This window comes from Mycobacterium sp. E1386 (genome assembly GCF_001672745.1).
In the GTDB taxonomy this organism is placed as follows: Bacteria; Actinomycetota; Actinomycetes; order Mycobacteriales; family Mycobacteriaceae; genus Mycobacterium.
Window position 1 is genome coordinate 20,162 of sequence record NZ_LZKH01000016.1, and the last position, 10,552, is coordinate 30,713.

The window sequence follows — 10,552 nt, forward strand, 5'->3', positions numbered from 1 at the left end:
CTAGCCCGCCGGGCAGGTGGCGGCCGCCTGCCGCAATACCCTAGTCGACGGCTGGTCCACCGGTATCGAATAGCCGCGCAGCACGGCGATGAACTGCATGGCGTACTGGCAGGCGAAGGCGGCATTCGGCGGCATCCACAGCGCCGGCGGCGCGTCGCCCTTGTCCTGATTGGCCTGTCCCTGGACGGCCAGCAGGTTGGCCGGATCGTTGGCGAAACGCAGCCGCTCGCCCGCCGGCCAGGCATAGGCGCCCATGTCCCACGCGTAGGCGAGCGGGACGATGTGGTCGATCTGCACCGCCTCGCCGACCTTGGCGCCGCGCTGAAACGCGATGGTTGTGTTGGTATACGGGTCGTGCAGGATGCCGGTGGCCACCGCGTCCGGACACCGCTTGGTCGACACATACGTCTTGTCGACGAGGTCGCGGTTGAGGATGTCGTCGCGGGTGTCGCAGCCGTTGTGCCCCAGCGGGGCGTCGTTGTCGTCGTCCCACGCATCGCCGAACGCCGCCCTGCGGTAGTCGTACCGGTGTGCGCGCAGCGGTAGCACCGCGATGCCCGCGAGCACGTCGGTGCCGGGTTGCACTGTGGGAACGTCGGCGCGCGCAGCGTATTCGGCGGCGTGCCTGGCGGTCGAGGATCCGACCGTCTGGTAGGCCACCAGCAGAGCGAGCGCCGCGACCGCGGACAACCACAGCAGCACCTTGCGGTTCACAAGCGCCACTCCTCCTCATCGCTACGTCCCCCGCAAGCGGGCGGTACCCCCACTGCATCGTCGCCGGCGGTCATGACTTGTCCAGGTATTCGATCCGGTCAGTGGTTACGAAAGGCGCTGCCAGCAAGGCCAATTCGGGGTTGGCCGGATTATCGGCATAGGCTCGCACGCAGAAGTCGCGCGCGGCCTCGATGACGTCGCGGTGGTCGGCCAACGAGAGCAAGCGCAGATTGATCGCGCGACCGGACTGGTTGCGGCCCAAGACGTCGCCCTCCCGGCGCTCCTTGAGGTCCAGGTCGGCGAGCGCGAACCCATCCAAGGTGTCGGCGACGGCGGAAAGCCGCCGGCCCGCCGGTGACTCCGGCGAAACCCAGCTGGCGAGCAGGCACAGGCTGGGATGCTGGCCGCGGCCGATGCGGCCGCGCAGCTGATGCAGCTGGCTGATGCCGAAGCGGTCGGCGTCCATCACGAGCATCACCGTGGCGTTGGGAACATCCACGCCCACCTCGATGACCGTGGTGCACACCAGCACATCGATCTCGCCGGCCCGAAACGCCCCCATCGCGGCGTCCTTCTCGTCGGCGGACAACCGCCCGTGCATCAGCCCAAGACGCACGTTGGCCAGCTCGCCGGAACGCAGCCGGGCGTAGAGACCCTCGGCGGTCTCCGACGGTCTGACGTTCTGCTCCTGCTTCTCCGAATCGTCGGTCTCGTCGATCCTCGGCGCCACCACGTAGGCCTGACGCCCGGCGGCGACCTCTTCGATGATGCGCCGCCAGGCCCGCTCGAGCCACGCGGGCTTGTCCTTGACGAAGATGACGTTGCTGGTGATCGGCTGTCGTCCGCGCGGAAGCTCGCGCAGCGTCGAGGTTTCCAGGTCGCCGTAGACGGTCAACGCGACCGTGCGCGGTATCGGTGTCGCCGTCATCACCAGCAGGTGCGGGGTGACGCCGGGACGGGCCTTGGCGCGCAACTGGTCTCGCTGTTCGACACCGAACCGGTGTTGCTCGTCGACCACCACCATGCCGAGGTTGTGGAATTCCACCGCGTCCTGCAACAGCGCATGCGTGCCGACGACGATCCCCACCTGACCGCTTGCCACCTCGTCACGGACTTGCTTCTTCTGCGCCGCCGTCATAGAACCGGTGAGCAGGGCGACCCGGGTCGCGTTGTCCGCGCCGCCGAGCTGGCCCGCCATCGCCAATGGGCCGAGCACGTCATTGATCGACCGCAAGTGTTGGGCGGCAAGGACTTCCGTGGGGGCAAGCAACGCGCACTGATAACCGGCGTCGACAAGCTGCAGCATGGCCAGCACCGCGATGATGGTCTTGCCCGAACCGACCTCACCCTGGAGCAGGCGGTTCATCGGCCGGGTGGCCGACAGCTCCCGCGCGAACACGTCGAGCACGTCGCGTTGTCCCGCGGTGAGCTCAAACGGCAACCGCCGCAACAGTTCTGCGGACAGGCCGTCGGGGCGCGGTGGTGCCGGGGGCCCCGATTCCGACAGCTCGCTGTGCCGCCGGGCGACCAGCGCCCATTGCAATCCGACGGCTTCGTCGAAGGTCAGGCGCTCCCGCGCCCGCCTCCGCGCCGCCTCGTCTTCCGCCAAATGGATGTCGCGCAACGCCCGGTCTTCGGAGACCAGGCCGTAACGGCCGCGCAGGTCGGCGGGCAGCGGGTCGTCCACCGGATCCAGGACGTCGAGTACTTGGCGCACGCACCGGAAGATGTCCCAGCTCTGCAACTTCGTGGTCGCCGGATAGATCGGAAAGAAGGCTCGCTCGAAGGCCGCCATCTGCACCTCGCCGGTGGTGGCTTGCGAGGCTATGGCGATGTTCTTCAGGGAGCTGGTGCCGCGGTTCTTGCCGTCCGGGGAGTCGAGGATGAGGAACGCCGGGTGCGTCAGCTGCATCACGTTCTTGAAGAATCCGACCTCCCCGGAGAGCATCACCTTGGTGCCTTCGGTCAGGTCCTTCTTCAGATAGTTCGCGTTGAAGAACGTCGCGGTCACCTTGTTGCGGCCGGCACCGAGGGTGATGCGGTGGCAGACCTTCTTCGGGGTCTTCTTCATCGGCCAGGTCTTGGTTTCGATGATCGTGTCGACGATGGTGATGTGTTCGCCGGCCGGCGGGCGTTGATCGTCCGCGTCCCACCGGGTCGCGCCCTCGGTGTAGCTGCGCGGATAGTGTCGCAGCAGATCATCGACAGTCCGGATGCCGAACTCCTCGTCGAGCTGGTCGGCGGCCTTGGCGCCCACCACGAAGTCCAGCCGGTCACCCAGCGCCACCACGGCTACTCGACCCCGATCAAAAGCGCATCACCGCGATGGCCGGTGCGGTAGGTGACGAGTTCGGTTCCCGGGTGATGGTCGTGCATGTGTTTTTCCAGGATGTCGCCCACGGCCGCGGCGTTCTCCTCGGTGTCGATCTCGGCGCCGACCAGCACCGTCACCAGGTCGCCGCCGGAGGCCAGCAAGAGGTCGAGCAGGCCGATGGCGGCCGCGATCGCGTCGGCGGCCACGATCAACACCTCGTCCCCCGCGATTCCCAGGCCGTCGCCCGGCTGGCAGCGGCCCGCCCAGGTCAACGCACTCTCGGTGGCGATGCGCACGGATGCGTGCCGGGCCGCACCGGCGGCGCGGGCCATCGTGTAGCCGTCGTCCACCGCCTGCCGGCCGGTTTCGTGCACGGCCAGCGCGGCCAGCCCCTGCACCATCGACCCCGTCGGGATCGGCACGACGTCGATACCCCACCCGATGGCCGCGGTGCACCCGGCCACCAGCTCTTCCGCGGGCACGTAGCCGTTGGGGAGCACCATGACCTGCGCGGCACCGGTGTCGACGACCGCCCGCATCAGCTGGTGGGCGCTGATGTTGGTGACCGGCTCGCCCGCGGCCGCATCGCGCTGCAGCACACAGGCGCCCTCGCCGCCGAACAGCTCGGCGGCACCGTCGCCGTCGACCACGGCCAACACCGCGCGTTCCCGTGTCCAGCCGCCGGCCGGCAGCCCAGTGCCGCCGGAGCTCAACGCAGAGATCACGATGCGGCTCAGCCGCCCCGCCCCCAGCCCCGCCTCGACGGCGGCGCCGGCGTCGTCGGTGTGCACGTGCACCGAGTAGGTGCAATCGGCCGACGACGGCGCGGCGGCGATGCCCACGGAGTCGCCCAGTTCCCCGAGCCGGTCGCGCAGCGCGTCCGCCGCGGCCGGATCGCATCCGTCCAGCCGGTACATCACCTCGAACTGCGGTGCCGGCCGCTCGGCGGCGCCTTCCGGTTGCGGTGCCCGCGGCGTCAACTCGTAGACGGTTCGGGCGGGCGCCTGGCCCGTGACCGTGGTGCGCAGGGCGTCCAGCAGCACCAGCAGGCCCCGCCCGCCGGCGTCCACCGCACCGGCGTCGGCGAGCACGTCGAGCTGTTCGGGTGTCTTCTCCAGCGCCACGACCGCCGCATCGCCGGCGGCGATGATCGCCGGGGCGAGCCCTTCCCCGGCCTGGGCGCACTCCCCGACCGCGTCCGCCGCGGCCCGCAGCACCGAGACGATGGTCCCCGGGACCTCGTCCCCGCCCATCGATGCGATCACCAGGTCCACGCCGCGCCGCAACGACGCCCCGAGGACGTCGGCAGCCATGTGGGGCAGCTCACCGCCGGAATCGGCGGCCGCGAGGGCGGTGACGTCGGCGATCCCCCGCAGGATCTGGGACAAGATCACGCCGGAATTGCCCCGGGCGCCGTTGAGCGCACCGGCCGACATCGCCGCGGCGGTCCTGGCGACGCAGGCCGAGCCGCCCTCGGCATTGATGCCCGCGTTGGCCTCGGCCAGCGCCGAGCGCATGGTGAACAGCATGTTCGCGCCGGTGTCGGAATCGGCAACCGGGAAGACATTGAGCCGGTTGATCTCATCGATGTGGGTGATCAGGTCGCTGACGGCGGTGTGCGCCCAGTCCCGCAAGGTGATCGCGTCCAGCAGACGCTCCGACGGTCCCAGTGTTACCCACCTCCTCGACACCCAGCTCCCGGTGGGCGCCAGCGTAGCCCGGCGGCCCGGGCAACGGGCGCCCGTGACCACCACCCGCCGGCGGGGCGATCCGACCCATTGAGCCTAGCCAGACAGGGCGACAGCGGCGGCGATCGTTTTGGTGGTTGCCAGGACAATCGGTATCCTGGTTGGGCCCGGTTGTCCCGGGCTGTCCCGGCCACGTGTGAGACCGCCGAGCCGGACCCCCGAGATTTGAGGAGCTTGAACCATGGCCGCTGTGTGCGACATCTGCGGGAAAGGCCCCGGCTTCGGTAAGTCGGTGTCGCACTCCCACCGCCGCACCAGCCGTCGGTGGGACCCCAACGTCCAGACCGTGCACGTTGTCACCCGACCGGGCGGCAACAAGCAGCGCCTGAACGTCTGCACGTCCTGCATCAAGGCCGGCAAGGTCGTCCGGGGCTAGGGGCGCTGCCGCGGACGCGGCAGCAACATCCCAGCCGGGCGCAGGCGGGTCGCCACCATCGGGCTAGACCGCAGCTACATCACGACGTGCCCGGCGTCCACGGGTATCGACACGCCCGTCACGTAGCGGGCGCGGGGGCCGACCAGCCACAACACCGCTTCCGTCACGTCCTGCGACTCGACCAGCGGCACGTCGGGCAGCAGCATCTGCGAGACGGCCGGGTTGGGGTTCTCCAGCATTCGGTTGACGACGAAGTCGTTGAGGATCATCGGCGTCATGACACCGCTCGGATGCACCGAGTTGACCCGAATCTTGTGCGGCGCATAAGCATTGGCCGCTGACCGCATCAACCCCACCACCCCGTGCTTGGACGCGGCGTAGGCGAACATCGCCGCGCTGCCGTCGCCGCCCCGGCCGGTCAGCCCCTGCGACGAGCTGACCAGCACGATCGACCCGCCCTGCCCCTTGCGGATGACCGAAGGGACCGTCGCCAACAACGTGTGCCACACGCCTTTGAGGTTGGTGTCGACGATCGTGTTGAACACCGGCTCGGAATGGGCTTCCGGGTCGCCGATCGCCACCACTCCGGCGTTGGCGATGACGATGTCCACCTCGCCGACGTCGTCGATTCCGCTTTGCACCGCGGCCTCGAGCTGCGGCAGGTCGCGGACGTCGGCGACGACGGGCGCCACCTTGCGGCCCGTGGCTTCGACCAGCCGCGCGGTCTCGTCGAGATCCGATTTGGTCCCCAGCGGGTACGGAATCGCCTCGATGTCGGCGCAGATGTCCACCGCGATGATGTCGGCGCCCTGGTCGGCCAGGGCGACGGCGTGACTGCGGCCCTGGCCGCGCGCCGCACCGGTGATGACGGCGACCTTGTTGTCGAGTTCACCCATGGCTATACCTCCAGCTTCGTGCCGGTTTGTTCTTCGGCGAAGGCCACCAGGCGAGCGGCCGTGTCATAGTCGCAGGCAACCGGTGACCGGCCGATCAGCACCGGCCCGCCGCGCAGCCCGAACCTGCCGGTGACCCCGACGTAGCTGCCCGGGGGCACCGGTTCGCTGATGCAGTACAGCGTGGGTGCCGCCCCCTCGTCGATGTCGTTGGCCAGCCGGTCGGCCACCACCTTGACCACTTTGTGGGCCGCCGCCATCACTGGCGAGTCGCCGAGCTGCGACAGATTCGAGGCGACCCATCCCGGGTGCGTGAGCTGCGTGACGATCGGCGACCCGGCGGCGCGCAACCGGCGGTCCAGCTCCAATCCCCACAGCATGACCGCTAGCTTCGACTGCGCGTACGCGCCCAGCCGGGTCCATTTGTGCCGGCGCAGGTGCAGGTCGTCCATGTGTAGCGTCGCCGACCGGTGCGCGTCGGAGCCGACGTTGATGATCTGCGTGCGCACTCTGGGCAGCAGCAGGTTGGTCAGGGCGAACGGTCCGAGCAGGTTGGTGCCCAGCGTCATCTCGAATCCGTCGACCGTATCGGTGCGGCGGTCGGTCAGCGCGCCGGCGTTGTTGATCAAAATGTCGATGTCGTCGTCGATCGACTTCGCGAAGGCGCGCACCGACGATTGGTCGGCGAGGTCGACCCTGTCCACCGACGTCGAGCCGCCCATCTCGGCGGCGCGTTGCTCGCCCAACTCGGTGTTGCGCACCGCCAGAATCACGTGCGCGCCGGCTTTGGCCAGGGCACGGGCGGTGCCCAGCCCGACGCCGTTGGTCGCTCCGGTCACCACGATTCGCTTGCCGGTCAGGTTGCCGAGTCGGCTCGGCGTCCAAGGTAACGTCACGGCGATCAAGAGTAATGGTCGGTTCTATGTAAATTGGACCGGCTCTGCCACCATTGTTCGCGGAAGCGGAGGAGACGGGTGTAAAGGTGATTCCACATGAGTGACAGCGCAACCGAGATCACCAACCTCATCTACACCTACGCCGAGCTTCTCGACGGTGGCGACCTGGACGGCGTGGCCCGGCTTTTCGAGCACGGCCGCATCTGCGGCGTGGAGGACGGTCCACCGGAGACGGTGTTCGCCGGGGCCGCCCGGGTGCGCGAGATGTACGAGATGGCCACGCGCATCTACCCCGATGGCACCCCCAAGACCAAGCACAACACCACCAACGTGCAGCTGCACATCGACGAGGCCGAAGGGACCGCCCGCAGCACGTCCTACTACTGCGTCACGCAGGCCACCCCCGACCTGCCGCTCCAGGTGATCGTGACCGGGCACTACAAGGACACGTTCGCGCGGGTGGACGGCGCCTGGCGGTTCGACAGCCGCACCATGTTCATCGATCAGGTCGGCGACGTCAGCCAGCATTTGAAGTTCTGATCGCGTTGTGTACCAAGCATTTTGAGCAGTGCATCGGAGGAACGGCGCATGCGTGACGACCCCGTCGCGACGATATCCCAACACGAACAGGAACTGGCCGCCCTGGACCTGATCGAGCACCCGACCGTCAAGGCCGCCTATCGGACGGTGGCCGAGACCTGGCTGGGTCGCGCCAAGGCATCCGACGCGATGCGGGAACGGTTCGACGACGCGTTCGCCGAGGTGATGTTCTCGGCGGCGGTGTGGTCGTCCAACCAGGACAAGCTGCGGCCCAAAGTCAGCTGCATCACCCGGCTGGCGCACCCCGTCGACGGACGGCGCATCCCCGGATCACGCTGGGGCATCGACAATCCGGACAGCGTGTACCGGGTGATCCCGATCTCGGGTGACGAACGCTACGAAATCCACGGCTGGGTGGGCGAGCACCGCATGACAGAAAACTACTTCACGCTCTGGGATGCCCACATGGGCACCGTCGACGTGTTGAACGGACGCACCATGCGCGTCGACTCCGACGGCAGCTTCACCATCACGGTGGACGCCGATCCCGCGGGCGGGCGGCCCAATCACGTGCAGACCTCCCCCGCGGCGCACGAGTTCTACATCCGGGATGTGCTGCTGGACTGGGGCCGCGACGACCCCAATCACCTTGAGGTGCAACGGCTCGGGGGGCCACCGGCGACACCGGCGCGCACGCTCGACGAGCAGGCCGAGGCCACCGCGGCGATGATGGACTACTTCGCCAACTTCACCGGCAAGCTCAGCCACGGCGTGTACAAGATGCCTGCCAACCACTTCGACCTGGCCTGGTCGGCCGACAAGGTCGGCGCGATGCGCAACCAGGTCTACGTCATGGGTCGTTTCGACCTCGCGCCCGACGAGGCGTTCGTGGTGGACCTCAATGACGGTGGCGCCGAGTACTTCACGGTGCCGCTGAGCAACATCTGGGGCACCACGCTGAACATCCTCGACCGCACCGGCAGCCTCAACAAGGCGCAATCGGTCGCCAACGAGGACGGCAGCTACACCTACGTGATCGCGCCCGCCGATCCCGGCGTGGCCAACTGGATAGACTCCGACGGTCTGCGCGAGGGCATCTTGACCCTGCGCATGGCGGAATTCGGCGAGGCGGGGCCGCGCGAAGACCTCGGGGCCCGCGGGCGGGTGGTCAAGCTGGACCGGCTCGAAACCGAGGTGCCCCACCTGCCCCGGGTGAGCCCGCAGGAACGGGGCGCGCAGCTCGCCGCGCGGCGGACCGCGTATCTGCGCCGCCTGCCGGAAGGGTCGGCCTGATGTCGCGCTGGCTGATCACCGGATGCTCCACCGGATTCGGCCGCGAAATCGCCCGCGCCGCACTGGAAGCCGGCCACAGCGTGGTGGTGACCGCGCGCCGCGCCGACTCGGTGCGCGACTTCGCCGACGAGTTCGGCGACCGGGCGCTCGCCGTCGCGCTCGACGTGACGGACCCCGGGCAGATCGCGGCGGCGGTGTCGGCGGCCGACGCGGCGTTCGGCGGCATCGACGTCCTGGTCAACAACGCCGGTCACGGCTACCTGTCCGCGGTGGAGGAGGGCGAGGACGCCGAGGTCCGAAAGCTGTTCGAGGTCAACTACTTCGGCGCGGTCAATATGATCAAGGCGGTGCTGCCGGCCATGCGTGCCCGCGGCTCCGGGCACATCATCAACATGTCGTCGATGACCGGTCTGGTGGCCAACCCGCCCAATGCGTACTACTCGTCGACGAAGTTCGCGCTGGAGGCGATCACCGAGGCGCTGGCCACCGAGGTGCGGCCGCTCGGGATCAAGGTGACCGCCATCGAGCCGGGCGCCTTCCGCACCGATTGGGCGACGCGGTCGATGAAGGAGTCGGGCACCCCGATAGCCGATTACGCCGACGTGGCGGCCCGCAAGGACTTGATCAAGCAATTCGCCGATCACCTCCCCGGTGATCCCAAGAAGGTCGCCGAGGCGGTGCTGATGGTGACCACGCTCGACGAGCCACCGCTGCGGCTGCTGTTGGGCCGCGACGTGCTCAAGGCCATGCGCGACAAGATCACCGCGCTGTCGTCGTCGATCGAAGAGTGGAAAGCCGTGACCAAGGACGTCAACTTCGAAGGTTCGTGAGTCACTCGTCGAGGAACACGGCGTGCCGGTCCACGGGGTCTCGCCCGATGTGCAGGTTGTTGGCGGGAAAGTCGGGGTCGGAGTAGCCGATCGACAGGCCGCACAGGATGTTCATCTCCGGCGGGATCTCGAGCTGCTCGCGCACGACGTCGGGATAACCGGCGATGGCCACCTGCACGCAGGTGCCCAATCCGCGTGCGGTCAACGCCAGCAACAACGTCTGCAGGAACATGCCGACACCCATGCTGTCGGCGTAGCCGAGGTCGCGGTGCATGCACACGATGCCGCCCAGCGGTGCGCGGAAGAACTCCCAGTTGCGCAGCACGGCGATGCGCCGGGCCTCGCTGTCGTGGCGCGCGATGCCCATCGAGCCGTAAACCTGTGCGCCCGTGTCGCTCCGGAAGTGAGCGAACGCGGCGGGCAGTTGCGGGACGCGGGGCGGTTCGGCGCGGGCCTTCTCCAGCATGGCGGCTACCAACCGTTCGCGGGCCGCGCCGGAGACGAACACCATGTGCCACGGCTGCACGTTCGAATTCGACGGCGCGCGCATGGCCAGCTCCAGCGATTCCTGCACCAGGTGGCGCGGTACCGGGTCGGGCAGGAAGAGCCGCGTCGAATGCCGTTGCCGAATGGTGTCTTCGAGGTCGTACATGACTTCATGGTGTCAGAGCCTGTCGTCGCGATTGCGAGCGCACGCGGCCCCAGACGCTCAGGGCGTCAATCGGGTTCCTCGTCGTCGGGGTCGCGGAGGAATCGTTCGGGGTGGTGGTAGGTGTTGGTTCGGGGTTGTCCTCGGTCGAGGTGGGGTGGTGGGAGCCATTCGGTTTCGCCGCGGGTGTTGGTGCGGGTGGTCCAGCCTTGTTCGGCGAGGCGGTTGTCGGGGCCGCAGGCCAGGGTGAGGTCGTCGATGTCGGTGCGGCGGGTGGTGGTCCAGCCGGTGATGTGGTG

Annotated in this window: 10 protein-coding genes and 2 pseudogenes; 4 read left to right on the forward strand and 8 right to left on the reverse strand. The window is 68.4% G+C overall.

Annotated features, from left to right (window positions below; translation table 11 throughout):
* The 4 genes and pseudogenes from A5709_RS01650 to A5709_RS01660 all read right to left on the reverse strand — a co-directional run bounded on the left by A5709_RS01650 (position 1) and on the right by A5709_RS01660 (position 4,698).
* Positions 1 to 714 (reverse strand): HNH endonuclease family protein, encoded by a 714-nt coding sequence (locus tag A5709_RS01650; RefSeq protein WP_068117515.1) that lies wholly within the window; start codon positions 712 to 714, stop codon positions 1 to 3.
* Positions 711 to 782, reverse strand: a pseudogene (locus A5709_RS28610) (16S rRNA (guanine(966)-N(2))-methyltransferase RsmD); the annotation flags it as partial. The gene A5709_RS01650 and the pseudogene A5709_RS28610, both read right to left, overlap by 4 nt.
* Positions 783 to 784: 2 nt before the next feature.
* Entirely contained in the window at positions 785 to 3,004 is a 2,220-nt protein-coding gene (recG, locus tag A5709_RS01655) for an ATP-dependent DNA helicase RecG (RefSeq protein WP_068117518.1), read from the reverse strand.
* A gap of 2 nt (positions 3,005 to 3,006) precedes the next feature.
* Positions 3,007 to 4,698 carry a DAK2 domain-containing protein gene (locus tag A5709_RS01660; protein WP_068117532.1) on the reverse strand — a complete coding sequence of 564 codons (1,692 nt, stop codon included), beginning with the start codon at positions 4,696 to 4,698 and terminating at the stop codon, positions 3,007 to 3,009.
* A gap of 259 nt (positions 4,699 to 4,957) precedes the next feature.
* Between A5709_RS01660 and rpmB the strand changes: the two genes are divergently transcribed.
* The gene (rpmB, locus tag A5709_RS01665) at positions 4,958 to 5,152 is read left to right on the forward strand and encodes a 50S ribosomal protein L28 (protein WP_046185726.1); all 195 of its coding nucleotides are present in this window, start codon (positions 4,958 to 4,960) and stop codon (positions 5,150 to 5,152) included.
* A gap of 74 nt (positions 5,153 to 5,226) precedes the next feature.
* Here the strand turns inward: rpmB and A5709_RS01670 are convergent, their stop codons facing one another.
* Both A5709_RS01670 and A5709_RS01675 read right to left on the reverse strand, forming a co-directional pair.
* Positions 5,227 to 6,048 carry a mycofactocin-coupled SDR family oxidoreductase gene (locus A5709_RS01670; protein ID WP_068117520.1) on the reverse strand — a complete coding sequence of 274 codons (822 nt, stop codon included), beginning with the start codon at positions 6,046 to 6,048 and terminating at the stop codon, positions 5,227 to 5,229.
* A 2-nt stretch (positions 6,049 to 6,050) separates the two neighbouring features.
* Positions 6,051 to 6,941, reverse strand: a complete 891-nt coding sequence (locus A5709_RS01675) for an SDR family NAD(P)-dependent oxidoreductase (protein WP_068117535.1) — start codon at positions 6,939 to 6,941, stop codon at positions 6,051 to 6,053.
* A gap of 96 nt (positions 6,942 to 7,037) precedes the next feature.
* Between A5709_RS01675 and A5709_RS01680 the strand changes: the two genes are divergently transcribed.
* The 3 genes from A5709_RS01680 to A5709_RS01690 are packed head-to-tail and all read left to right on the forward strand — an operon-like array spanning position 7,038 to position 9,604.
* Positions 7,038 to 7,481, forward strand: coding sequence for a nuclear transport factor 2 family protein (locus A5709_RS01680; RefSeq protein WP_067951319.1), 444 nt, complete (start codon positions 7,038 to 7,040; stop codon positions 7,479 to 7,481).
* Positions 7,482 to 7,529: 48 nt separating this feature from the next.
* On the forward strand, positions 7,530 to 8,774 hold the full coding sequence (locus tag A5709_RS01685) for a DUF1214 domain-containing protein (RefSeq protein ID WP_068117523.1): 1,245 nt from the start codon (positions 7,530 to 7,532) through the stop codon (positions 8,772 to 8,774).
* Positions 8,774 to 9,604, forward strand: coding sequence for an oxidoreductase (locus A5709_RS01690; RefSeq protein WP_068117526.1), 831 nt, complete (start codon positions 8,774 to 8,776; stop codon positions 9,602 to 9,604). Before A5709_RS01685 ends, A5709_RS01690 begins: the two co-directional genes overlap by 1 nt.
* Before the next feature lies 1 nt (position 9,605).
* Here the strand turns inward: A5709_RS01690 and A5709_RS01695 are convergent, their stop codons facing one another.
* A complete protein-coding gene (locus A5709_RS01695; RefSeq protein WP_067951313.1) occupies positions 9,606 to 10,256 on the reverse strand; it encodes a nitroreductase in 651 nt (216 codons plus the stop codon).
* A gap of 65 nt (positions 10,257 to 10,321) precedes the next feature.
* Positions 10,322 to 10,552, reverse strand: a pseudogene (locus tag A5709_RS28305) (hypothetical protein); the annotation flags it as partial.

Coding starts and splice junctions, on each gene's coding strand:
- A5709_RS01680 (WP_067951319.1), top strand. CDS start 7,038: ATGAGTGACAGCGCAACCGAGATCACCAACCTCATCTACACCTACGCC.
- A5709_RS01695 (WP_067951313.1), bottom strand. CDS start 10,256: ATGTACGACCTCGAAGACACCATTCGGCAACGGCATTCGACGCGGCTC.
- A5709_RS01690 (WP_068117526.1), top strand. CDS start 8,774: ATGTCGCGCTGGCTGATCACCGGATGCTCCACCGGATTCGGCCGCGAA.
- rpmB (WP_046185726.1), top strand. CDS start 4,958: ATGGCCGCTGTGTGCGACATCTGCGGGAAAGGCCCCGGCTTCGGTAAG.
- A5709_RS01670 (WP_068117520.1), bottom strand. CDS start 6,048: ATGGGTGAACTCGACAACAAGGTCGCCGTCATCACCGGTGCGGCGCGC.
- A5709_RS01685 (WP_068117523.1), top strand. CDS start 7,530: ATGCGTGACGACCCCGTCGCGACGATATCCCAACACGAACAGGAACTG.